Below are 25,677 nucleotides of genomic sequence, written 5' to 3'. Positions count from 1 at the left end.
CGCTAGTAATCGGGGTCATTGACATGGACGTTCGCCAGTTTGCCTTCCTCGCAGATCAACCGAGTGCGGTCGCAAAAAAACGGGAAGTATTTCTCGGCATGCCCAAGCGCGGACTCGCGTTCCTGCTGGCGAACGTCATGTTCTGGCAACCGCTGTGGGCGCAGGCCGACGGCATCGTCGTTGCCAACCCGAATACCACGCTGGACCGTGCCGGCAACGGCGTGCCGATCGTCAACATCGCCACGCCCAATGCCAGTGGCCTGTCGCACAACCAGTTCCACGATTACAACGTCGGCGCGCAGGGTGTCATCCTCAACAACGGATCAACCCAGACCTCGAACACGCAACTGGGCGGGCACGTCATCGGCAACCCGAACCTGAAAAACAGCGGTTCGGCGCAGGCGATTCTCAACGAAGTCATCAGCGGCAACCCGAGTCAGTTGCGCGGTTACACCGAAGTAGCCGGGCAGTCGGCGCGGGTCATCGTCGCCAACCCCTACGGCATCACCTGCAATGGCTGCGGTTTCATCAACGCACCACGGGTGACGTTGACTACCGGTAAACCAGTGCTGGAAAACGGTCGGCTGGATCGCTTTCAAGTCGATCAAGGCAGCGTGGCTATCGAAGGCGCGGGCATCAACGCAACCAATATCGACCGCTTCGAAATCATCACCCGCAGCGCCAAGATCAATGCGCAGATCCAGGCACAGAACCTGACCATCGTCGCCGGTCGCAACGACGTCAACGCCGACAGCCTCAACGCCACGGCCCGCGCCGACGACGGTAGCGCCAAACCGCAACTGGCCATCGACTCCTCGGCACTCGGCGGCATGTACGCCGGGGCGATCAAACTGGTCGGCACCGAGGCCGGCGTCGGGGTGAAACTCGACGGCAAACTGATCGCCAGCGGCGGTGATATTCAGCTGGATGCCAATGGTCAATTGAGCCTGGCCGACACTTCGGCCACCGGCGCGGTCAACGTCAAAGCTGCCAGCCTCGACGCGCAAGCTCCGATTTACGCCGGCACATCGCTCAACGTACAGACCCAAGGCAACCTGACCAACCGCCAGACCTTGGCCGCCCGCGACAGCGTGATGCTCAGCGCCGGTGGGCAACTGACCAACGCCGGCGCCATTGAAGCTGGCGTCAACGCAGACGGTAGCCGTAACAACAGCGGTGATCTGAGCCTGAGCGCACAGGCCATCAACAACAGCGGCAAAGACCTCACCGCCAGCCGCAACCTGAGGGTCAACGCAACGCAGATTCTGAACAATCAAAGCGGCACGCTCAGCGCGCAAAACATCAACATCAGCGGCGGCATGCTCAACAACCGTAGCGGGCAGATGCTCGGTGATCTGGGCCTGAACATCGACCTGAGCGGGGCGCTGGACAACCGTGATGGCGTTCTTGGTTCGGGGCGTTTGGTCAATCTCAAAGCCGCGAGTCTGGATAACCGCGAGGCCGGTGCGGTGGTCAGCGATGGCAGCCTGACGGCGCGCATCAGTGGCACCCTCGACAACCGCAACAAAGGTGACATCTCGGCCAAAGGCGCCCTTGATCTGCAGGCCGGCACGCTGCTCAACAGCGACGGCAAAGTCATCGGTAAAAACACGCTGGCCCTGCGCGGTGATGTGGTCGATAACAGGGGCGGTGTGATCCAGGCTGACCAGCAACTGAACCTTAACGTCGCACAACTGGATAACCGCGAAAAGGGTGTGATCAGCGGCAAGCAAGGCCTGACTTATGTGGGCACTCGACTGGACAACAGCGGTGGTCTGCTCAGCGCGGCCGGCGCGGTCAACCTGACCGCCGCAGAGATTCAAAACGCTGCCGGGCGCATCGCCAGCCAGGGCGACTTGCTGGCAACCATCGGCCTGCTGCAGCAACAGGGCGGCGAACTGGTCGCGCAAGGCAATCTGAGCCTGAGCGGCAAGTCCCTCGATAACCGTAACGGCGGACTGGTCGGCACCACCCAAGCACTGACCCTATCGGTGGATGACGTCGACAATCGCAGCGGCGAAATCTCCAGCAGCCTGTTGATGAACGTCAAAGGACTGCGTCTGGACAACAGCAACGGCAAGATTCTTTCCGGTAGCGATCTGGGTTTAAGCGTTGGCAAACTGATCAACCAGAGCAAGGGTTTGATCGCCGCGACCAAAGGCGCGGCGACAGTCACTGGCAACACGCTCGACAACGGCGGGGGCACGCTCGACAGCCTCAACGGTCTGGTGATTACCCTCGATGATGCGCTGAGCAATTCTCTTGGCGTGATCAACAGCGGCGGCACGCTGGCCATCAATGCCGCACGCATCGACAACAGCAACGGCAGTCTCGGCAGTGGCGGCGATCTGAAGCTGACCAGCACTGGCGCGCTGCTCAATCAGGCCGGTTCGATCAATACCGACCGCGCGCTGACCGTCAACAGCGGCAGTCTGGATAACAGTCGCAAAGGTGTGATTTACGCCCAAGGCAGTAGCCGGGTCGAGACCGGCGTTTTCAATAACAACGATGGCGGCAAACTCACCAGCGGTGCGGCACTGACGCTCAAGGCCGGCCAAGTCAATAACGCTGCTGGCCGCATCGCCAGTCAGCAGGCGCTGGATGTTTCGCTCAGCGGGCTCGATCAGCAGGGCGGTGAACTGTTCAGCAAGACCGACCTGACGCTTGATCTGAACCACGGCCAGTTGAACAACCAGAGCGGTTTGATCAATGCACCCGGCACGCTGTTGCTGAAAAACCTCAATGGTGTGAACAACCAGGGCGGGGAAATTTCCAGCCAACGGGCTTTCACACTCGCCGCGCGTGAGCTGGACAACAGCAACGGCAAACTGCTCAGCCAGCAAAGCCTGACGTTGCGAATCGCTGGGGCATTGAACAACCTCAAAGGCGTGATCTCCGGCGCCGCGCTCGACAGCCACAGCGCCAATCTGGACAACCATGAAGGCTTGATCAGCAGTCGCGGTGAGTTGTTGCTGACTGTCGACAAGACCCTGGATAACCAGCTCGGTACGGTCATCGCTGACGGCCAACTGACCGTCAACGCTGATGAACTGGTCAACCGTGAAGGCAACATCGCTGGCAAGGCCGATGCCGGCGTGCAGGCAAAAACCGTCAACAATCAGAAGGGGCAACTGATCGCCACCGGCGTGCTCAAACTGCAGGCCGGTCAACTCGATAATCAGCAGAACGGTTTGCTCGGATCGAGCAAGGACATGACCCTGACCGTTGCTGATCTGGACAACCGTGGCGGCGAAATCAGCAGCAACGGCGATTTGCTGGTCACCGGCAGAAAACTCGACAACAGCGACGGCGGCAAGATCTTCACCGGCAAAGGCCTGATCCTGACTGTCGACGAAGTGCTCAACCGCAGCAAAGGGCTGATCAATGCGGGCGCACGGTTCACCCTGCAGGGGCGCTCGCTGGCCAACGACGGCGGCGAATTGCTCAGCCAGCAAGGCATGTCGCTCAACCTCACCGGCGCCGTTGACAACAGCTCGGGCAAGGTCAGCAGCGAAGGCACGCTGACGGTCGACACCGCGAATTTGACCAACGTTGGCGGTAGCCTGTCCAGCGCGGCGGATCTGAAGCTGGACAGTGACGGCAGGATCGATAACCAGGCTGGCCAGATCGTCACCGATGGCATGCTGCTGCTGACTGGCGCCAGCCTCGATAATCGCCAGAAGGGCACGCTCAGCGGTAAAGGCGCGGTCACCGTGACCACCGGCGCCTTCGATAACAGCAACGGTCGACTCAGCAGTGCCGACACCCTGAACCTCACGGCGGGTCAGGTCACCAACGGCGGCGACGGCAGTATCGGTAGTCAAAACGCGCTGACGGCTTCGGTCAGCGGCCTCGATCAGCAAGGCGGCAAGCTGTTCAGCAACACGCAACTGAGCCTGGATTTGAACCACGGTCAGTTGAACAACATCGGTGGTTTGATCAACGCCCCGGGCGCGCTGCTGCTCAAGCAGCTCAAGGGCGTCGACAACCAGGGCGGCACTATTTCCAGCGCCGAGGCGTTCACCCTGACTGCGCAACGCCTGGACAACAGCAACGGCAAGCTCTTGAGCAATCAGGGCCTGACCCTGCGCATCGCGGCGGCATTGGACAACGTCAAAGGCATGATCGGCGCCGCCGCCATCGACGCGCACGCGGCAAGCCTGAACAACAGCGGCGGCAACCTGGTCAGCCGGGGCGACCTCGACCTGACCGTGGACGGTTTGCTGCGCAACGACGGCAAAGGCTTGATCAGTGCGGCGCAGTCGCTCGAGATCAACAGTGCCGAGTTGAACAACCGCGACAGTGGTTTGATCAACAGCCAAGGCAACCTGACCCTGACCGCCACCGGGCTGGACTCCAGCGAAGACGGCGAGGTTTCTGCCAGCGGTGACATGGACTTGAAACTGACGTCCCTGACCCAGAACGGCGGACGCCTGCTGGGCGACAAAGCCGTGACCCTCGACCTTGCCAATGGCGATCTCGACAACCAGCGCGGCTTGCTCACTGCCCAAGGGCCACTGACGCTCAAACGCCTGCGTGACGTGAATAACCAGAGCGGCGAGATCTCCAGCAACCTCGGTTTCGACCTCATTGCCCAAGCGCTCAACAACACTTCCGGCAAGATCATCAGCGGCGAAAAACTGCTGTTGAGTGGCACCGCACTGATCAACCAGAAAGGTCTGATCTCCGGCTGGCAGGGACTCACCGTCAACGCCGACAGCCTCGACAACCGCAACAGCGGAACGCTCTCCAGCAAGTTCGCCGATGTTTCGGTCGACCTCAAGGACGCGCTGCTCAACAGTAACAGCGGTGCGCTGGTTGCTCAGGGAGCCCTGACCGTCAAAGCGGGCAGCCTCGACAACAGCAACAAGGGCAATCTCAGCAGTGGCGCAGCGCAGACCCTGACACTGGGCGGTGCGCTGAACAACAATCAGGGCCTGATCTTCAGTGGCGCGGCACTGGATGTGGTCAGCACGGCGTTCACCAATGCCGGCGGCTCAGTCAATGCCGAACAGGCTTTCACCGCCACCGCCGCTCGCCTGGACAACAGTGGCGGACAGATCGCCAGCAACGACGCAATCACTCTCGGCCTGAGCGGCGAGCTGAACAACAACGCCGGCAAGCTGGCGAGCAGCGGCGCGATGTTGCTCAAGGGCGTCACCGACCTGCGCAACCAGAACGGCCAAATCGCCAGCCAGAAAACCCTTGAGGTGCGTAGCGCTTCGCTGGACAACAGCAACAAGGGCACCGTCGCGGCCAACGATCAGTTGCAGATCAGCGCAACGGGCGCCGTCAATAACAGCGCCGACGGTCTGATCTACAGCCAGAAGGCCGGCGTAGAACTGAGCGCCGCCAGCCTGGGCAACGGCAAAGGCTCGATCCAGAGCGAAGGCGCGTTGACCCTGGACATCGGCGCTGACTTCGACAACCAGAGCGGCAAGGTCATCGCGCAGAACGGCAAGGTCTTCGTCAAAGCGGCCAACATCGACAACCGTGGCGGCATTCTTTCCAGCATCAAAGGCGCACTGGAAGCACGCACCGTCGGCGTGCTGCGCAACGGTTTTGACCTGAACAACAATCGTCAGGGCGGCATCATCCAGGCGCAGGCTCTGACCCTGACCGCACTGGCCGGGCTGAACAACAACGGCGGGCGCATTTCCGCACAGTCCGCTGACAGCAGCATTACCACCACCGCGCTGGATAACAGCAGCGGTGTGCTGTATGCGAAGGGATCGCTCGGCGTCACCGGCTCGAATCTGGAAAATGCCAGCGGCCAGATCGCCGCGAATCGCATTGACTTCGGCCTGACCGGTGCGTTGCGCAACGGCGCGGGCGTCATCGAAAGCGAAACCCAACTGAGCGTAAAAGCCGCCAGCGTCGACAATCAGAGCGGTCGTCTTCGTTCGCTGGGCAACACTGGCAAGACCCTGTTCCAGATCGGCGGTCTGCTCGACAACCGCAACGGCGTACTGGAAACGGCCAACACCGACATCACCCTGGCTGTCGGCGGCCTGCTCAATGCCGGCGGGCAACTCAACCACGTCGGACGCGGCAAGTTCGACATCTCAACCGCCAATGTCATTGGCGCGGGCGGTAGCATCGTCACCGGCGGACTGCTGGAACTCAACGCTGACAGCTGGAGTAACTCCAACGTCATTCAGGCCGGTCGCCTGAACGTCAATGTCGGGCAGCTCAGCCAGACCGCGAGCGGCAAGCTGCTGGCTTCGGATTCGCTGCAGATCCGTGGCGGGAATTGGAGCAACGATGGGCTGATCGCCAGTGATGGCCTCCTTGATCTGCAAATCGGCGGTACCTATTCCGGCACTGGCCGCTTGACCAGTCAGCGTGGCGCTTATGTTTCTGCCGCGCAGATGAGTGTCGCGGCGGGCGGCAGTTTTGCGGTGGGCGCGACGTCGACCGTCAATATCGGCGGACAGCTCACCAATGCCGGACGCATGACCTCCAGCGAAGACCTGACCATCAATGCGGGCGGTGTTGCCAACTACGGCACCCTCGGCGCAGCGCAGAACCTCATCATCAACACGCCTTCGCTGCTCAATGATCGCGGGCTGATTTTCAGTGGCAACAACATGACGCTTGGCGTCGCTACGTTGACCAACCAGCACGGTGATTTCTACGGCTTGGGCGATGTGGTAATGGGCGGCTATGGCGGCGCGGCTCGGGCGGCGGGGATATACAACATCTCCGGCTCGATGGAGAGCGGGCGCGGTTTTACGATAAATGCGGATGTGTTTGAGAACCGTACGGAAGGGCCTGCGGCGTCGGCTGAGCGCAAGTTGATTTCGGGATTGATCGCGGCCAGCTGCGGTGACTGTGTCGGGGGCACCTTTAGTAATTACTTTGCTAGTCGCGAGATTTATCAATCAGTCGATACTGATACCAGCGCTTCTGCCGTACTGAACGTTGGTAAGGATTTTGTTTTCCAGGGAGGGACCTTCCTCAACAGTAAAAGTACGGTGGCAGCGGGCGGCAACATCAACATAACCGCTGATAGTTTGAAGAATATCGGGAGTAAAAGCGGAACCATCGAGGTTACACGGCAATACGTTTTCGAGATGGGGGCCGGCAGCACTGCAAATTTGATGTCCAGTGTCGTGTTGCCTTACAACCAGCGCAACAATCCCGATTTCCCATTCGTGTACTACGTGGCCGATACTGAAGGGACGATTCGCAAGGCCATCGCTAAATCGGCTCAAGAGAAAGAACCGGGTCGAGAGGGTGAGTGGTATAAAGTCATTTCTCTCGTTGATAGTGAAACTGGCCAGGGTGTCGGTGATCTCAAATATGGTCGGGCGCTTTCCGGATTGAGTTGGGGCTTTGAATCAACAACGCTATCGCAGTATGACCCTAACAATCTGCTCGCACTTCCTGAACAATTGGCGGCGTATCAAAAAGGCGATGCCATTGAGGTTGCTGTTGGCAGCACCGGTGCCGTTGATACGGCCACTAGTCGTAACGCGGTCATTCAGGCGGGAGGTAATGTTTTAATTACCGCCGCCAAAGATCTGCAAAACAGCGTGATCCACGAGGATTACGGTTCGACCGGCGGCACCAATAAAGTCGCCGATACCAAGGTCGGAAACAGCGGCTCTGTCGTTGTGCGCATCAACAGTCAGCTGCCGCCGGACCTTGCGCAACAGCAAGTAAATCCGCTGAGCTTGCCGGGCTTTTCCCTGCCAACGGGCGAAAACGGTCTGTTCCGCCTGAGCGGGCAGGGCTCCAGCAGTACCGCAGCCAGCAATACTGGACCAGCACCAACGTGGACGGTCGGTAATGTTGCGGTAAATGCTCAGGACCATCTGGTCGCCGGCAGCACCGGCGGACCGCGCAACCTGTTCATCGATGCCCCGGCAGCAGTGTCCGACAGCACGCGCGCCGTTGATATCTTCCACCGCACCCCAGGCATGGTTCAGGCTGTCGCAAGTACGGTCGACGTCAAGGTGCCCGAGGGCAGCGCCGGGGCGGGCATGCCGAGTCGCGGCAACGACATGAAGGAGTCGATCGACACCCGTCCGGTCACTCGTGTCACCGGCCTGCCGGACACCACGGCACCGTCCAATCCGCACAAATACTTGATCGAAACCAACCCGGTGCTGACCGAGCTCAAGTCGTTCATGAGCTCCGATTACCTGTTGGAAAAACTCGGCTTCGACCCAGACCAAAGCGCCAAGCGCCTCGGTGATGGCCTCTACGAACAACGCCTGATCCAGCAAGCCGTCACCGCACGCACTGGCCAGGCTTTCCTCGACGGCCAGACCTCTAACGAAGGCATGTTCAAGTACCTGATGAACAACGCCATCGCCAGCAAGGACGCGCTCAACCTGTCCGTTGGCGTCGGCCTCACGTCACAGCAAGTCGCCGCGCTTACCCACGACATCGTCTGGCTCGAAGAGCATGAAGTGAACGGCGAGAAAGTGCTGGTGCCAGTGGTGTATCTGGCCCAGGCCAACGGCCGCCTCGGCCCGACCGGGGCGTTGATTGCCGGTAACGATGTGACGCTGATTGCTGGGGAGAATCTCGATAACGTTGGTACGTTGAAGGCGACCAATAACCTGTCGGCCACCGCAGGCAAGGATCTGGTCAACAGCGGCTCGATTCAGGCTGGAAATCGTCTGGATTTGTTGGCCGGCGACAATATCGTCAATACATCTGGAGGAATTATCTCCGGACGTGACGTCAGTATGGTGGCGCTTACAGGTGACATCATCAACGAGCGTACAGTGACCAGTGCTGACTTTAGTAAAAACGGTCAAACCCGATATCACGAGTATCTGGACAATGCTGCACGTATTGAAGCGGCCAATGATCTGACCATTAGTGCAGCACGGGATGTAACCAGCAGTGGTAGCGTTATCTCTAGCGGTCGGGATACCAAGATCGAGGCAGGTCGCGACGTAAGTATTGTTTCTACACAGCAGGTGCAAGTTGAGTCCGGGGGACGAAATCAAAGTTCCATTACTCAATTCAGTTCCAGCTTAAACGCCGGGCGCGATGTAGCCATCAGTGCGGGGCGTGACTTCAGCGCCATCGCGAGCGGAATCGATGCCAAGCGAAATGCTGTGATTCTGGCTGAAGGTGATTTAACGGTTACCTCCGCTACCGATGAAAGTCACTCATACTCCAAAAGCAAGAAGCTCACTACCCAAGAGGATCATGTCAAGCAGATAGCCAGCAGTATAACTGCAGGCGGTAATGTGGCGATGCGAGCGGGTAATGACCTTGCATTGATTTCAAGTCGGATCACTGCAGGTGATGAAGCCTATTTAGTCGCTGGAAATAATCTCGACGTACTCGCGGCCCAAGACAGCGACTATTCGTTGTACGACAAAAAGAAGAAAGGCAGTTTCGGTAAAAAACAAACTCGACGCGACGAAGTTACCAAAGTTACTCATGTCGGCAGCGAGATTAGCACTGGTGGCGATCTGGTATTGGCCAGTGGTGGTGATCAGCGTTATCAGGTTGCGAAGCTGAACAGCGGTAAAGATCTGGTTCTTCAAAGCGGCGGTTCAATCACCTTTGAGGGAGTTAAAGACCTCGATCAGGAAAGTCATCAGAAAAGTAGTACCAGCATGGCCTGGAACTCCATGAAGGGTAAGGGGCACACCAACGAAACCCTGCGCCAGAGCGAACTGGTTGCACAAGGGAATCTGGTGATCAAAGCCGTTGATGGTCTGCATATCGACGTCAAAGACATCAACAAAAAAACAGTCAGCGAAAGTATTGATGCAATGGTTAAGGCTGATCCTCAGCTGGCTTGGCTGAAAGAGGCCGAGAAGCGTGGCGATGTCGACTGGAACTTGATTAAGGAGACTCACGAGTCTTTCAAATACAGCAGCTCGAGCCTGGGTCAAGGCGCAATGCTCGCAATCATCATAGTTGTAACGGTGCTCACGGCAGGCGCTGCAAGCGCTGCTGTGGGTAGCGTTGCGGGTGCTGGCGTCGGAAGCGGGTCGGCAATGGCAGCGGCTGGTAGCACCGCTATGGTTGAGGCAGGGACCGCGGTGGGGACCGCAGCAGCCGGTTGGGGCAACGTGATGGTTTCCAGCGTACTCACTTCGATGGCCGGTTCGGCCGCTGTGAGCACGATCAACAACCGGGGGAATGTTGGTGCAGTACTCAAAGACATCACTTCCGAAGACAACTTAAAAAACTATGCTGTCGGGGCTGCTACCGCCGGATTTACCAGCGGTTACCTGGATGATGCGTTTGGTGTGACCAGCGATAACGTCAACAAGGTTACTCACGGTTTTGATCTGAGCAGCCTTGAAGGTATTGGTAAATTCAGTGCTTATTCTGGGGCGCAAGGATTGTTCCAGGCGGGTGTCAGTACGGCGATAAATGGTGGAAGTTTCACAGACAATCTTGGTTCGTCAATGACTGCTCAGGCGCAAGCCGTTTTACAGGCCGTGGCCTTCAACGCAGTTGGCGATTATGCGAAGAAACAGAAATGGCCTGATGGCAGTCTCCAGAAAACAATTTTGCATGCCGTCGTCGGCGGGCTCCTGAGTGAAGCGGCAGGCAAAGGGTTCGCCACGGGTGCAGCGGCAGCAGGCGCCAACGAAGCGTTGAGCAATAGCTTGGCCGCAATTGTCAAAAACAATCCGAAGTTTCAGCTCACGGCATCTCAGTTGGTGGGCTTGACGGCTGCGGGGTTGGTAGGTGGAGACCTGCAAACAGGTATCGACATTGCCAAGAACGCAACCTCATTCAACCGGCAATTGCATCCGGATGAGATCAAATTTGCTTCTGATGATGAACGGGTTAATCGATACGCCACTGCCAGAGGCATTAGTGTAGATCAAGCTCGAACTGAGTTGCTGCGCACTGCCGCTGCGATGGTTGACAGAGGGTGGAGCGAGGTCTTCAGCGAAAGCGATGGTAAAACTAACGCCGCAGCGTATTTTCTTCGTACGGAGGTTTCCCAATCTCAGAACACCGGACTGTTCCGAGTTACCTTGGCAGACTACAACAACGAAAAACTCGGCTTGCAAGAGCTTCTAAAAGACCGAGATTCGGTGAAGGCACTGCTCGATCACATTGCGCTGGTCGATCCATATAAGTATCGACATGATCCAAAGTACCAAGCCGAAGTCCTCAACGCTAAAGGAGTGGGTAGCGCTGAAGGTTTCGCGGCTGTAATGGAAGGGATCGTCAGCTCCAGTTCGAAATCGGCGCTATGGGTTATGGGCGCTGTCAACTGCCCTAGCTGCGCTGCCACCGATCTTGAGGCCGCGTTCGACTCCGTTATGAATTGGCCGGAGGAAGTTCGACTCAAGGGCTACTTGGATGTCTTGCACACGATGCAGGGTAACGGGATCGATGTGGTCAAGGCGAATGCAGCGGTGGCCACGGCGACTGGTGTGGGGCTTGGGTTGCTATTGGATGGTGGATTGGTCGGCGGAGTAAAGGGAACAGGAAAGGATTACATAGACATTTTGTCACCTGAAGACCGGCTACATATCCTCTACGGCAATGGTCCTGGTAGTGGCGGGCATCTGTGGCCAGGGCAGGAAGGAAAAACAGTTTTTCCTAAAACCTGGTCTGCAGATAAGATAATCGACGCCATCGGTGACATCGCGACATCCCCCGACACCAAGTGGTTTGCGCAAACCGGAACCGGCGGGATTTATACTGCAAAAGGCGATCCTGCTAAATGGGTATCCTACGAGGTTCGTGATGGAGTGCGAATTCGAGTCGTGTATCAGCCAGCGACAGGAAGGGTCATTACAGGTTTTCCTGATGATCAACTCATGCCACCTTATAAACCTATAAAGTAGAATTTATGTTTGCAGCTCATATTTTAAAGTTTGGAGAGAAATTCCAAGGGCGGTTGGATAGCGACTTGCTTCAGGGGGCTTTGAATTATGTCGCCTATAATGAAGAGGGTTTGGCCTTTGAAATATTGTGCGACCATATTGCGGAGTATGATGTTTTGATATCGGAAGAAGAGTATTTAGAGGCGTTACGGTTGATATCGGCTCTAGGGTTTGATGTGAATGTCGGGCCGTTTAAGCATTTGATCGGACTGAAGCGATAATCTAAGGCTTGTTTTACCGTGAGAATGCTATTGCCTGGCAACTCAAAGAAGTTTGTTGCTAGCCGAAAGGGGTAGGGGGCACATGGGGACTGTACCCTCTCATTTACATTGATCAATGGCGTAATTGTCCCTCGGATCCGAAAACCTTTCATACGGATCCTCATACTCATACCTACCAGTACGGGCCGGGCAATGGTGACAATGGACAGCATACGAGGATCAACCATTGAGCAATCTCGCAGCACTGAATGACGTTCTACATGAATACGTTTATGTGGAAAGTCTTCATCTGGATTCCGAAGATGGACTTAGCGGTTACAACCTGTTGATGACGCTGGCGAAGTCTGCGGATCCTGGAGCAGCGACTATCGCGGTCATATTTTTTAACGTGGGCGGTTTGAACGTGCGGGGATTTGGTGGTGGCTTGACACAGTTCATGGACCTTTGCGTGTCGCGGGTTGAAGGCGGACTGGATCGTATCCGGTATGAGCTGGTTGATGAGGAAGAAGAAAAAATAGCCTTCAACTTCCACTCCTTCAAAGTGCTCAGCGAGGACCGTGGCAGCGGCGAATAGGCTGCGAAAGCCAGGTTGCACAAGTCGATGCTGTTTCCAAAGAAACGCCCCGTCTGAAGCGGGGCGTTTTTTTGGTTTAACCTGCGAAACCTTTAGCGAAACGCCGGCACCACATGCTTGATAAACAGCTCCAACGACTTCTTCTTCTCCTCATGCGGCAAGCTGTTATCACACCAGAAACTGAACTCATCCACCCCCAGTTCTTGGTAGTACTTGATGCGCGGAATGATCTCTTCCGGCGTACCAATCATCGCCGTCTTGTGCAGGCTTTCCAGCTCAAACTCCGGACGCCCGGCGAATTTCTCTTCAGGACTCGGCGCAAGGAAGCCGTTGACCGGGGTTTGCTTGTTGCCGAACCAGGCATCGAAGGTGCGATAAAAACGTGAGATGGCTTTCGCGCCAACTTGCCAGCCATCCGGGTTATCAGCGGTGTGCACGTGGGTGTGGCGCAGCACCATCAATTGCGGGCGCGGTACGTCTGGGTTGTTGTCCAGCGCGGTCTGGAATTTGTTCTTCAGGTCGAGGACTTCTTCGTCGCCTTTCATCAATGGCGTGACCATGACGTTGCAGCCGTTGGCGACGGCGAAGTTGTGCGAGTCGGGGTCGCGGGCGGCGATCCACATGGGTGGGTTGGGCTTCTGGATCGGCTTCGGCACGCTGGTCGAGGTGGGGAATTTCCAGATGTCGCCGTCGTGGGCGTAGTCGCCTTGCCACAGGGCGCGGACCACCGGGACCATTTCGCGCAGGGCCTGGCCGCCGCTGGAGGCGGGCATGCCGCCGGCCATGCGGTCAAATTCAACCTGATAGGCGCCGCGCGCGAGGCCGACTTCCATGCGGCCGTTGCTGATGACGTCGAGCAGGGCGCATTCGCCGGCCACGCGTAGCGGGTGCCAGAACGGCGCGATGATGGTGCCGGCGCCGAGGTGGATGGTGGTGGTTTTCGCTGCGAGGTAGGCCAGCAGCGGCATCGGGCTTGGGGAGATGGTGTATTCCATGGCGTGGTGTTCGCCGATCCACACGGTGCTGAAACCGCCAGCCTCGGCCATCAGGGTCAGTTCGGTCAGGTCTTCGAACAGTTGGCGGTGGCTGACGCTTTCGTCCCAGCGTTCCATGTGTACGAACAGGGAAAATTTCATGACGCTACCTCGAGTCTTTTGTAATTGGCCGGTCGTATGCGGGCCTGTCGAACTGACGTGAGCGCTGTGCGCTCGCGAGTCTTCTCACCATTCAAGCACGCCTTCGAGGACGGCTGTTCGGTTGATTGAATATTGGTATACCATAATACGGAATATCCGCAAAATATTTCTGACCGACACTTCGAACAAGGAAGGCGCAAGCAATGAACATAAAACAAAAACTGACTCTGGCGTTTGCGGTAATCGCCAGCCTGCCGGTGTTACTGGTGGCAGCGCTGATCATCCTCAATGTCCGCGAGGGCGCGCGCGACACCTTTACCGACAGCACCGAGCGCGAGGTGCGTCAGGTGGAAAACGCGATGCAGCTGTTTTTCGAGGGCATCAGCCAAAACGTTGCCTATCTGGCCGAGCATCCGCAACTGCAGAGCATCGACACCAGCCTTAAACGCTACCTGAGCAGTGACGCCGCGCAAGTGCCGATGGGGCCGCAGGATCAACAGCTGTTCAAGCTGTTCGACGGTCTGGCCAAGGCGCACCCGGCTTACACCTATCTATCTGTCGGCACCGAGCAGGGCGGTTATCTGTTCTGGCCGGGCGATGCGAAGTTGGCGAACTACGATCCGCGCACCCGGCCCTGGTACAAAACCGCGATGGCCAACCCCGGCAAAACCCTGCGCACCGAGGCCTATTACTGGGCGGCGGATGACGTGGTGCTGGTGAGCACTGTGCGCAGCTTCAACAACCAGTTGGGCAGCAATGCTGGCGTGGTCAACATCGATGTATCGCTCAAGCAATTGACCGACCTGGTCAAGCAGATCCGCCTCGGCGAGAGCGGTTATCTGATGTTGATGGAAGCCAACAACACCGTGCTGGTGGACCCGAGCGATCCGGCGCACAACTTCAAGAAACTCAGCGATCTCGGCGACGGTTATCAGCAACTGGCCGAGGCGGGCAAAGGCCTGGTCGAGGTGCAATTGGCTGGCGAGGATTACATGGCGCTAGTCTGGCCTTCGCAGGCGTTGGGCTGGCGGTTCGTCGGCTTGGTCAAGGCGAGCGAAGTGATGGCGGGGGCGACGCGTTTGACCTGGCTGATCGGCGCGATCGCTGTGGTTTGCGCACTGTTGTTTGCAATGGCCGGCGCGTGGTTTGCCGGGTTGATGGTCAAGCCGATTCGTGGTGTCGCCAGCGGACTCGAAGGCATTGCCCAGGGCGAGGGCGATCTGACTGCGCGACTGGAAGTACGCGGGCAGGATGAAACCGCGCAACTGGCGGGCTGGTTCAACCAGTTTCTTGAAGCGATTCGTACGTTGATTCAGCGCATCGGCCAGGCAGCGGGGCAGATTCACAGCAGCTCTGGCAGCGCCACCGAAGTCTCGGCGGAAATGGCCGACGTCGCTTCGCGTCAGCGTGAGGCGGTGGACATGGTGTCTACGGCGTTTCACGAAATGGTCGCCACTTCCAACGAGGTTGCGCGCTCGTGCAGTCAGGCGGCCGACTCGGCAGACAACGGTCAGCGTCAGGCTCACACCGGGCAGCAGCAGATCGACGCGGCGGTGAGTAACGTCGGGCGCTTGAGTCAGGAGATCGGCCATAGCGCCGAGTCGATGCAGCAACTGGAGCAGGACAGCAACGACATCCAGTCGATCCTCGGCACGATTCGCTCGATTGCCGAGCAGACCAATCTGCTCGCGCTCAACGCCGCCATCGAGGCCGCGCGCGCCGGTGAACAGGGCAGGGGCTTTGCCGTGGTCGCCGATGAAGTTCGCGCGCTGGCCAAACGCACCTCGGATTCCACCGGTGAGATTGACGCACTGCTGGGCAATCTGGCGCGGCGCACCCACCAGATGGGCAAGCAGATGCACGCCAGCCTTGAGGTGTCGCAGGAAACCGTGGTGTCGATCAACGAGGCGCGGGCGAGTTTTGAATTGATCCGTGAATCGGTTGACGTGATCCGCGACATGAACACGCAGATCGCCACGGCGGCGGAGGAACAGCATCAAGTGGCGGAAGACATCAATCGGCACATCAGCCAGATTCATGGTGATGCGCAGTTGGTGGCGAGCCTGGCGGATTCAACTCGGCAGGATGCGCAGAACCTGACGGCGTTGTCGCAGACATTGAATCAGTTGGTGAGCCGGTTTAGGACCTGAGACGGTCGCCCAGGCAACACCAAAACCTGTGGGAGCGCGCTTGCTCGCGAAGGCGTCGGGTCAGTCAAAAATGTAGCAACTGACCCATCGCATTCGCGAGCAGGCTCGCTCCAACATGGGATATCCGAGATCTGGTGAAATCACGCCACAACCGGCAACGCACCCATCTTGCCGTGGCAATACACCAGCGGTCCGGCGACTTGCTCGGGGACGATCAGGTTCTTCACCGCGCCGACCATGATCGCGTGGTCGCCACCTTCGTATTCACGCCACAACTCGCACTCGATCACCGCCGTCGCATTGGCGAGGATCGGGTTGCCCAGTTCGCTCAACGTCCACTCGATGCCCTGCGCCTTGTCCTTGCCTTTGCGCGCGAAGGCATAGGCCTCGCTTTGCTGCACGCTGGACAACAGGTGAATCGCAAAGTGTTTGTTCTTGATCAGCACGGGATAGGAGTCGGAGCTGTAGTTGGGGCAGAACAGAACCAGCGCCGGGTCCATCGACAGCGAGCTGAACGCGCTGGCGGTCAGGCCGACGATCTGACCGTCGTCGTCCAGCGTGGTGATAACGGTGACGCCGGACGGGAACGAGCCCATGACTTGTTTGTAAATGGCAGCATCGATCATTGGGTGGTCCTCGGGTGGTGTGACGCGGTTTTTATGGTTTGTAGGTCTGATGGTATACCGTAATACATATCTTGCAAGAGCTTTTCTGGTGAACCGATAAACGTGCCACTTTCGTCGGAAACTCAGTGTTTACGGGGCTTTCAGCTAGCCGGTCAGGGGTGGGATCAGCGAGGATAGCGGATCAGACAGCGACAGAATCAGCGGATCAGGCTTGTGCAATGTTTGGAATACCATAATATGGTCTGCATCTGAGGGGCGACCCAAGAGTCCTCCCGGTTTGGCTTCATACAAAGATAAAAACAGACAAACTCGAGTTCATGCATATGTCCCAGATGTCCCGGCAAGATCCGTTGATCGAGAATCATACGGTCGATTACGTCCCACTCGCGGAACGCCACGGGAAGGCCCGCGATCTGTTCACTCTTTGGTTCAGCACCAACATTGCGCCACTGCCCATTGTCACCGGCGCCATGGTGGTTCAGGTGTTCCACCTCAATCTGTTCTGGGGGCTGCTGGCGATTGCGCTGGGGCATATGATCGGCGGCGTGGTGATTGCGCTGGCCTCGGCGCAGGGTCCGCGCATGGGCATTCCGCAAATGGTCCAGAGTCGCGGTCAGTTCGGTCGTTATGGCGCACTGCTGATCGTGTTCTTCGCGGCGCTCATCTACATCGGTTTCTTCATTTCCAACATCGTGCTGGCCGGCAAATCCATCGTCGGCATTGCGCCGTCAGTGCCAGCGCCGCTGAGCATTCTGATCGGCGCGCTGGCCGCTACCGCGATCGGTGTGATCGGCTACAACTTCATCCATACGCTCAACCGCATCGGCACCTGGGTGATGGGCGGCGCGTTGCTTGCAGGCTTCATCTACATCTTCGCCCATGACTTGCCGGCGGACTTTATGACGCGCGGCAGTTTCAATCTCTCCGGCTGGCTGGCGACGGTGTCGCTGGGGATCATCTGGCAGATCAGCTTCTCGCCATACGTCTCCGACTATTCGCGTTATCTTCCAGCAGACATCGGCATCGCCAAACCCTTCTGGGCGACGTATCTGGGCGCAACGCTGGGCACGATTCTGTCGTTCAGTTTTGGCGCGGTGGCAGTGCTGGCGACGCCGGAAGGCACTGAAGCGATGGCGGCGGTCAAGCAGTCCACCGGCTGGCTGGGGCCGATTCTGATGGTGCTGTTTCTGCTCAACATCATCAGCCACAACGCGCTCAATCTGTACGGCGCGGTGTTGTCGATCATCACCTCGATCCAGACTTTCGCCAGCCAGTGGACGCCGAGTATCAAGGTGCGCGTGGTGTTGTCGAGCGTGATCCTGGCCGGATGCTGCGTGGTCGCCCTCGGTGCTTCGGCGGATTTCATTTCCGAGTTCATTGGACTGATTCTGGCGCTGTTGCTGGTGCTGGTGCCGTGGGCGTCGATCAACCTGATCGACTTCTATCTGATCAAGCGCGGCAACTACGACATTGCCTCGATCTTCCGCGCTGACGGCGGCATTTACGGGCGCTTCAACCTGCACGCGATCATTGCCTACTTCATCGGCATCATCGTGCAGCTGCCGTTTGCCAACACCTCGCTGTATGTCGGGCCGTACGCCAATCTGGTGGAAGGTGCCGACCTGTCGTGGCTGGTTGGCCTGGTGGTCACCGTGCCGTTGTATTACTGCCTGGCAACTCGCGGTCAGGCGCAGCAGAGCAGGGCGGCCAGACTCGGCTATACCGAATGATCCCAACGGCAACACAGCAATGCCCGGCCCAGCGCCGGGCATTTTTGTTTGCGTATTTCAGCGGTCACGGAAAATGGCCATATCGATCCCCTTTTGGCCTGCCGCCTACTGTCATCGCGCTACGCTGTCAGCAAGAATCGAAACCATAACAACAGGCTCGACCTTTTTTGCCCTTGGCTATCGTTACAGCCACTGCCGTGTACAGAACATAAAAACCATCGATCTCACGTCGCATTCGGGGAAACAACCATGGTCACGATCAAACGCATTCTGGGCGCCACCGTGTGTGGCCTGACGCTGCTGGCCAGCGCCGTCCAGGCCGAGCAGCGCGAACTGCGGGTGTACAACTGGGCGGATTACATTCTGCCGTCAGTGCCCAAGGACTTCGCCGAGCAAAGCAAGATCAAAGTGACCTGGGACACCTTTGACACCAACGAATCCCTGGAAGCCAAACTGCTCACCGGCAACTCCGGTTACGACCTGGTGGTGCCGTCCAACCAGTTCATCGAAACCCAGATCAAGGCCGGCGTGTTCCAGAAACTCGACAAGTCGAAATTGCCGAACTGGCAGCACCAGGATCCGGCGTTGCTCAAGTTGCTCGACGCCAACGACCCCGGCAACCAGTACGGCGTGCCGTACATGTACGGCACCGTGCTGATCGGCTTCAACCCGGCCAAGGTCAAGGCTGCCCTGGGCGACAACGCGCCGGTGGACAGTTGGGATCTGGTGTTCAAGCCCGAGAACATGGAAAAGCTCAAGGCCTGTGGCGTGGCGATGCTCGATTCGCCGTCGGAGATCCTGCCGCTGGCCCTGCATTACCTCGGCCTCGACCCGAACAGCCAGAACCCGGCGGACTATGAAAAGGCCAAGGCCTTGATGATGAAGATTCGCCCGTACGTGACCTATTTCAACTCGGCCAAGTACATGACCGACATCGCCAACGGCGACATCTGCGTGGCGATCGGTTATTCCGGCAGCTTCTACCAGTTCGGCAATCGCGCCAAAGAGGCGGGCAACGGTGTGGTGGTCGATTGGCGTTTGCCGAAGGAGGGCGCGCCGATCTGGTTCGACACCTTCGCCATTCCGAAGAGCGCGAAGAACGTCGCCGAGGCCCACGAATTCCTCAACCACTTGCTCGACCCGAAAGTGATCGCCCCGATCAGCGATTTCCTCGGTTACCCGAATGCCAACAAGGACTCGATGCCGCTGGTCAACAAGGACATCACCGACAATCCCAACCTGACCCCGACCAGCGAGGCGCTGAAAACCCTGTATGTGGTGCAACCGTTGCCGCAGAAAATGGAACGGGTGCGGACGCGGGTGTGGACCAGTATCAAATCCGATAAATAAGAGCACCGCACTTCAAATGTGGGAGCGAGCCTGCTCGCGAAAGCAGGGTGTCATTCAACTCCTATGTTGAATGATCCGGCGTATTCGCGAGCAGGCTCGCTCCCACAGGTGGGGGTGGGTTGTGTCATTCGGTGCGGCGTTCTGCCTCGCGGCTGGTCACCAGGCTCAACAGCACCGACCCGAGAATCACCGTCCCGACGATTGCCAGCGACCACTCCACCGGCATGTGGAACCACGGCATCAGCACCATCTTGCCGCCGATGAACACCAGCACGATCGCCAGCCCGTATTTGAGCAGGTGAAAACGGTCAGCCATGTCCGCCAGCAGGAAGTACAGCGCGCGCAGGCCCATGATTGCGAAGATGTTCGAGGTGAAAACAATGAACGGGTCGGTGGTCACGGCGAAGATCGCCGGAATGCTGTCGACGGCGAACATCAGGTCGCTGGCCTCGATCAGCACCAGCACGAGGAACATCGGTGTTGCCCAGCGCACGCCGTTCTGCAGGATGAAAAACTTCTCGCCATGAAAGCCACTGGTGATGCGCATATGCCCGCGCACCCAACGCAATAACGGATTCTTTTCCAGATCCGGTTGATGATCAGCGAACACCAGCATCTTGATCCCGGTGATGATCAGGAACACACCGAAGGCATACAGCAGCCATTCGAACTGCGACACCAGCCACACACCGGCAAAAATCATGATCGCGCGCATGACGATCGCGCCGAGCACGCCGTACAGCAGCACCCGCCGCTGCAATTCCGGTGGCACGGCGAAGTAGCTGAAGATCATCACGAAGACGAACATGTTGTCGATCGACAGCGACTGCTCGATCAGATAGCCGGTGAGAAATTCCAGGGTTTTCTGTCGGGCGATTTCACCGCCGAATTCACCGTGCAGATACCACCAGAGCAATCCGGCGAAGCTCAGCGCCAACAGGCACCAGGCAATCACCCAGGCCGACGCTTCCCGCACCGACACCCGGTGCGCCTTGCGCCCGCCGAAGACAAACAAGTCCAGGGCCAGCATGGCCAGAACGAAGACGATGAAGGCACCCCACATCCAGGGTTCGCCGATATTGATGTTCGTGGCAGGCATGGCACGCTCCGCTGTCTTGTTACTTGCAGTGTTATCGCTGATTCAACGGCAAGCGCATCACCTGTGGGAGCGAGCCTGCTCGCGAATGCGATGGAACATTGAAGTTGAGGTTGCTGACCCACCGCCTTCGCGAGCAGGCTCGCTCCCACAGGGATCATCTTCTCTTCTCGATCAAAGTCAGACGGGGCCATGCTAGCGACGGATCTGGAGCAAAGAAAAATCGTTTATTTCTGACTGACAGTTCGGCAAAAACGAAGTGTCAGCGGAAAAACTCTCCCGGCGTTTCGCCAAACTGCTGACGAAACGCGGCGATAAACGCCGAGGTCGAGTCGTATCCACAAGCCAGCGCAACATCGGTCACACGCTCGCCTTTTTCCAGCGGGGTCAGGGCGCCGAGCAGGCGCAGGCGCTGGCGCCAGGCGCGGAAGGTCAGGCCGGTGTCGCGCAAAAACAGGCGCGTCAGAGTCTTTTCGGTGATGCCGAATTTTTCGCTCCAGTGGCTCAGCGTGGTCTGCTGTTCCGGGTGTTGCTCCAGGCTCTGATAGATCTGCTTCAGGCGCTGGTCTTGCGGCAGCGGCAGCATCAAGTCGATGGTCGGCGCGTCGGCCAATTGATCAAGGATCACCTGGGCCAAGCGTCCGTCAGGGCCGCTTTCGTCGTATTCCACTGGCACCTGACTGAAGGCGCGAATCAACTCCCTGAGCAAATCGCTGACGCCGAGCACATGGCAATGTTCAGCCGCCCAACCGGTGACGCTGCTGTCGATGTACAGGCTGCGCATTTCCGTATGCGGTGCGCTGAACACCCGGTGCGGTACGCCGGCCGGAATCCACACCGCACGCTCCGGCGGCGCGACGAATCGGCCGGCGCTGGTCTGCACTTCGAGCACGCCCTGGATCGCGTAGGACAACTGCACCCACGGATGACTGTGGCGGCGGGTGAGTGCGCGATTGGGCAGCGATTCGGTGCGTCCGTACACGGGGCGCGGCAGGCTGGGCAACCCGGGAACACTGCGGCGCACGCTTTTGCTATGTCCTTTAAGCGGCATCTTGCGGCTCTTCGGCGTTAGTCGGTAATTACCAGTCACGTTAGAGTCGTCGGCACGCACTGGCAACCCCCGGATGAATCTCATGACGCGCCCACGTTTTCTGCCCGATAACTTCACGCTGACCTTGATCGGCGTTGTGCTGCTGGCGAGCTTCCTGCCGGCCAGCGGCCAGGTCGCGGTCGGCTTCGGCTGGCTGACCAACATCGCCATCGCCCTGCTGTTTTTCCTGCACGGCGCCAAGCTGTCGCGCGAATCGATCATCGCCGGCGCCGGCCACTGGCGTCTGCATCTGCTGGTGTTCGGCCTGACCTTCGTACTGTTCCCGATCCTGGGCCTGGCGCTGAAACCGCTGTTGTCACCGCTGATCGGTGATCAGCTGTACATGGGCATGCTCTACCTCTGCGCATTACCGGCGACCGTGCAGTCGGCCATCGCGTTCACTTCGCTGGCGCGAGGCAATATTCCGGCGGCGATCTGCAGTGCGGCGGCGTCCAGTCTGTTCGGGATTTTCCTTACACCGCTGCTGGTGACGTTGCTGCTCAACGTCCACGGCGACGGCGGCTCGACGCTCGATGCGATCGTCAAAATCAGTGTGCAATTGCTCCTGCCATTCATTGCCGGGCAGATCGCCCGCCGCTGGATCGGCGCGTGGGTAGGGCGCAACAAGAACTGGCTGAAATTCGTTGATCAGGGCTCGATTCTGCTGGTGGTGTACGGCGCATTCAGCGAAGCCGTCAACGAAGGCATCTGGCAGCAGATTCCGTTGTTCGAGTTGCTTGGCCTGGTGGTGGTCTGCTGCATCCTGCTGACGTTGGTTCTGGTGGCATCAATTCTGTTGAGCAAAGCGTTCGGCTTCAATCAGGAAGACCGCATCACCATTCTGTTCTGCGGTTCGAAAAAGAGCCTGGCGACCGGCGTGCCGATGGCGCAGGTACTGTTTGCCGGCAGCACCATCGGCGTGCTGATTCTGCCGCTGATGCTGTTCCACCAGATCCAACTGATGGTCTGCGCGATATTGGCCCAGCGCTATGCGAAACGACCGGAGTCGGTGCCGGATCTGATGGCGCAGGTTGATCCGTAAAAGCGCTTCACAGCCCCGAATACTTGACCGCCGCTGCCGCCCGCGTCGGCACATCCAGCGTGCGCAGCAACGAAGACACATGGATGCGTACCGTGAACGGGGAGATATCCAGTTCACGGGCAATTTCCTTGTTGGTCTTGCCTTGCGCGATCAAACGCAGCACGTCCTGCTGACGCGGCGTCAGCGTCGTCGCGGTTTCCAGCGGCAAGAGGCCGGAGGGCGCCGACTTCACCAACACCTCGCCTTCACGAATGGCCAGAATCGCCTGGCCGATTTCATCCGGCGCAATGTTTTTGCCGATAAAACCGTCAATGCCCGCCGCCATGACTTCACTGATCAGCGCCTGATCGTCAACCATCGACACCACGATCAACGTGGTGCGCGGCAACTGTCGGCGCAAGTCGGCGAGCTGGGTGATGCAGGTCAGCCCTGGAAAGCGCAGATCGAGCATCAGCGTGTCCGGCTCGTCGCCCTGTGGCAGCAGCTTGAGCACCGCGTCGAAGTCGCCGGCCTCGCAGGTATCGGCATCGGGCAGCAAGCGCTGCACGGTGCGCAGCATTGCCTCGCGAAACAGTGGGTGATCGTCGGCTATGATGATCCGGCACGTCATGATGCGACCCTCCCTGGGTCAGGCGTGATTCAAGGCCTGCACCTTAGCATCGGACGCGAAGGTTGCCTGTAGGCTGCTTCCGAAACTGACGATTGCTGCACAAGGACGTTTACCATGAAGTTCGAAAAAAATACCGAACTCGACCAGGCCAACCTGCGCATTATCATCGCTGCCATTGCGGTGGTTTACATGGTCGTGCTGGGTTTTCTGCCGGGCCATCGCTTCGATACCTACCTGCCGGTCATCACTTACATTGTCTTGTTTCTGCTGGCTTCGATCGCGTTCCGCCAAGCCATCGCGCGTTGGCCCGGGCATTATCCGGCGCGGCGGATTTTTGCCATGGTCCACGATTACACCGGCACCTGTTTTGGACTGCTGATCGGCGGTGAAGCGGCGCTGCCGTTGTATGCGGTGATGGTCTGGGTCAATCTCGGCAACGGCATGCGCTACGGCTCGCGCTATCTGGCGATTGCCACCGGCCTTGCATTGGTGGCGCTGCTGGTGGTCTATCGCCTGACGCCGTATTGGCAGGCGCAGCCGTTCATGGTGCTGATGCTGCTGATCACCAGCACGGTGATTCCGTTTTATGCGCACTTGCTGCTTGAGCGCACGCGCAAGGCGTCGGAAGAAGCGCTGGCGGCTAATCTGGAAAAGTCGCGGTTTCTGGCGCAGGCCAGTCATGACTTGCGTCAGCCGATTCATTCCATCGGACTGTTTACCGCGTGTCTGCGGGAGTCGCGCCTGGGCGACGACGAGCGGCGGCTGGTCGATAACATCGACCGCTCACTGCTCAACGTCTCGCAATTGTTCCGCTCGATTCTCGACCTCTACACCCTCGATAACGGTCGGATCGAAGCGAAAATGCAAACGCTGAATCTTGGTGAATGGCTTGCGGATCTGATACGCCAACACCAGGAAGCGGCCCGTTGGGCGGGCGTCGAACTGCGGCTGCGACCTTGCAACTACTGGGTCAGAACCGATCCGGCACTGCTGGCGACCATGGTGCAGAACGTGCTCTCCAACTGCTTCAAATACGGCGCGCAACGACCCGTGCTGATCGGCGTGCGTAAACGTGGGGCAGGGCTGGCCATCGTCATCCATGACCGTGGCAACGGCATTGCCGAAGAGCATTTGCACAAGGTTTTCGAGGAGTTTTATCGCGTGCGGCAAGTGCGCGACAAAGACGTCGAAGGCGTGGGGCTGGGCCTGTCGATCATCAAGCGTCTTGGTGAACTGATCGATGTGCACGTTGCTCTGCGTTCACAGTTGGGGCGCGGCACAGCTGTGACGCTTGCGGGGTTGCCGATCGTGGCGGCGCCGCAGTCACCGGTGGTTCGCAGTGAAGCGCGGCAGGTGGGTTTGTTGACCGGGCTGAAGGTGTGTCTGGTCGAGGATGACCGCAACGTGCTGCTGGCGACTTCAGCTTTGCTTGAACGTTGGGGCTGCGTGGTGCAGGGCGAGTGGTCGGCTGAAGATCTGGTCACCGACTGCGACATCATCGTCGCCGACTATGACCTGGGCACTCACGCCACTGGCATCGAATGCATTGATGAAGTGCGCAGGCAGCGCGGCTGGGCCGTGCCGGCGATGATCATCACCGGGCACGACGTCGAGAAGATTCAGGCAGCCTTGCACGACCGCCAGATTGCGATTCTGTCGAAACCTGTGCGCCCGGCCGAGTTACGCGCGACGTTGCGCGCCCTGCGTGATCGACAAGGCGCAGCGGTTGAACAGATGCTGTAAAGGCCAATGTAAACGGGCGGCTCAGGAGCTCGCCCGTTATTTCGCGGCGATTATTGTGGGCTGTTGAACTGGTCGGAATAGCTGCCGGTCATCAGCGCCGATGCCACGCGATCAGAACCGACTCCGACCCGGGAGTAGGCCACTCGGTTGACGCCGGTGCGGTCGGCCCCATCCGCTGCCAATGCTCCGGCACCGACACGATCAGCGCCATCGGCAGCCACCGCGCCGGCGCCGACACGATCAGCACCATCGGCAGCGACTGCACCTGCGCCGACACGATCAGCGCCATCGGCAGCCACTGCGCCGGCACCGACGCGATCAGCGCCATCGGCAGCCACCGCGCCCGCGCCGACGCGATCAGCGCCATCGGCAGCCACCGCGCCGGCACCGACACGATCAGCACCATCGGCAGCCACTGCGCCCGCGCCGACACGATCAGCGCCATCGGCAGCCACTGCGCCCGCGCCGACAC

14 protein-coding genes are annotated in these 25,677 nt (G+C 58.7%); 8 read left to right on the top strand and 6 right to left on the bottom strand.

From position 1 onward, the window contains the following. Positions 1-23: 23 nt before the first annotated feature. The 3 genes from D8U60_RS15290 to D8U60_RS15275 all read left to right on the top strand — a co-directional run bounded on the left by D8U60_RS15290 (position 24) and on the right by D8U60_RS15275 (position 12,632). Positions 24-11,798, top strand: a complete 11,775-nt coding sequence (locus D8U60_RS15290; protein WP_277751556.1) for a filamentous hemagglutinin N-terminal domain-containing protein — start codon at positions 24-26, stop codon at positions 11,796-11,798. Between the two features lie 5 nt (positions 11,799-11,803). Continuing rightward, on the top strand, positions 11,804-12,058 hold the full coding sequence (locus D8U60_RS15280; RefSeq protein ID WP_130900412.1) for a MafI family immunity protein: 255 nt from the start codon (positions 11,804-11,806) through the stop codon (positions 12,056-12,058). A gap of 226 nt (positions 12,059-12,284) precedes the next feature. Further along, entirely contained in the window at positions 12,285-12,632 is a 348-nt protein-coding gene (locus D8U60_RS15275; RefSeq protein ID WP_130900411.1) for a hypothetical protein, read from the top strand. Positions 12,633-12,724: 92 nt separating this feature from the next. Here the strand turns inward: D8U60_RS15275 and D8U60_RS15270 are convergent, their stop codons facing one another. Further along, positions 12,725-13,768, bottom strand: coding sequence for an LLM class flavin-dependent oxidoreductase (locus tag D8U60_RS15270; protein WP_122602394.1), 1,044 nt, complete (start codon positions 13,766-13,768; stop codon positions 12,725-12,727). 203 nt (positions 13,769-13,971) lie between these two features. Between D8U60_RS15270 and D8U60_RS15265 the strand changes: the two genes are divergently transcribed. Beyond that, positions 13,972-15,918, top strand: a complete 1,947-nt coding sequence (locus tag D8U60_RS15265) for a methyl-accepting chemotaxis protein (RefSeq protein ID WP_130900410.1) — start codon at positions 13,972-13,974, stop codon at positions 15,916-15,918. A gap of 140 nt (positions 15,919-16,058) precedes the next feature. Here the strand turns inward: D8U60_RS15265 and D8U60_RS15260 are convergent, their stop codons facing one another. Then, positions 16,059-16,544 carry a flavin reductase family protein gene (locus D8U60_RS15260; RefSeq protein WP_123442263.1) on the bottom strand — a complete coding sequence of 162 codons (486 nt, stop codon included), beginning with the start codon at positions 16,542-16,544 and terminating at the stop codon, positions 16,059-16,061. A 323-nt stretch (positions 16,545-16,867) separates the two neighbouring features. Here D8U60_RS15260 and D8U60_RS15255 point away from each other — a divergent pair, with 323 nt between their 5' ends. Both D8U60_RS15255 and D8U60_RS15250 read left to right on the top strand, forming a co-directional pair. After that, positions 16,868-18,274 carry a cytosine permease gene (locus D8U60_RS15255; RefSeq protein ID WP_123442264.1) on the top strand — a complete coding sequence of 469 codons (1,407 nt, stop codon included), beginning with the start codon at positions 16,868-16,870 and terminating at the stop codon, positions 18,272-18,274. A gap of 249 nt (positions 18,275-18,523) precedes the next feature. Continuing rightward, positions 18,524-19,624 (top strand): polyamine ABC transporter substrate-binding protein, encoded by a 1,101-nt coding sequence (locus D8U60_RS15250; protein WP_016775035.1) that lies wholly within the window; start codon positions 18,524-18,526, stop codon positions 19,622-19,624. A 124-nt stretch (positions 19,625-19,748) separates the two neighbouring features. On the opposite strand, the gene D8U60_RS15245 is transcribed toward D8U60_RS15250, so the two are convergent. After that, on the bottom strand, positions 19,749-20,723 hold the full coding sequence (locus tag D8U60_RS15245; protein ID WP_123442265.1) for a TerC family protein: 975 nt from the start codon (positions 20,721-20,723) through the stop codon (positions 19,749-19,751). 259 nt (positions 20,724-20,982) lie between these two features. Beyond that, the gene (locus D8U60_RS15240) at positions 20,983-21,771 is read right to left on the bottom strand and encodes a helix-turn-helix transcriptional regulator (RefSeq protein WP_130900409.1); all 789 of its coding nucleotides are present in this window, start codon (positions 21,769-21,771) and stop codon (positions 20,983-20,985) included. Positions 21,772-21,853: 82 nt separating this feature from the next. Here D8U60_RS15240 and D8U60_RS15235 point away from each other — a divergent pair, with 82 nt between their 5' ends. Next, entirely contained in the window at positions 21,854-22,852 is a 999-nt protein-coding gene (locus tag D8U60_RS15235; RefSeq protein ID WP_130900408.1) for a bile acid:sodium symporter family protein, read from the top strand. 7 nt (positions 22,853-22,859) lie between these two features. Here the strand turns inward: D8U60_RS15235 and D8U60_RS15230 are convergent, their stop codons facing one another. Continuing rightward, complete coding sequence (locus tag D8U60_RS15230) at positions 22,860-23,462, bottom strand: response regulator transcription factor (protein WP_130900407.1); 603 nt, start codon at positions 23,460-23,462, stop codon at positions 22,860-22,862. A gap of 114 nt (positions 23,463-23,576) precedes the next feature. Between D8U60_RS15230 and D8U60_RS15225 the strand changes: the two genes are divergently transcribed. Continuing rightward, positions 23,577-25,205, top strand: coding sequence for a HAMP domain-containing sensor histidine kinase (locus tag D8U60_RS15225; protein WP_130900406.1), 1,629 nt, complete (start codon positions 23,577-23,579; stop codon positions 25,203-25,205). Positions 25,206-25,296: 91 nt separating this feature from the next. Here D8U60_RS15225 and D8U60_RS15220 read toward each other — a convergent pair. Beyond that, the coding region (locus D8U60_RS15220) for a hypothetical protein (RefSeq protein WP_206663313.1) at positions 25,297-25,677 on the bottom strand (381 nt) is incomplete at its 5' end.

Source organism: Pseudomonas sp. Sample_11 (genome assembly GCF_004307505.1).
GTDB classification, from domain to species: domain Bacteria; phylum Pseudomonadota; class Gammaproteobacteria; order Pseudomonadales; family Pseudomonadaceae; genus Aquipseudomonas; species Aquipseudomonas atacamensis.
This window is presented reverse-complemented; position numbering and strand designations above follow the sequence as displayed.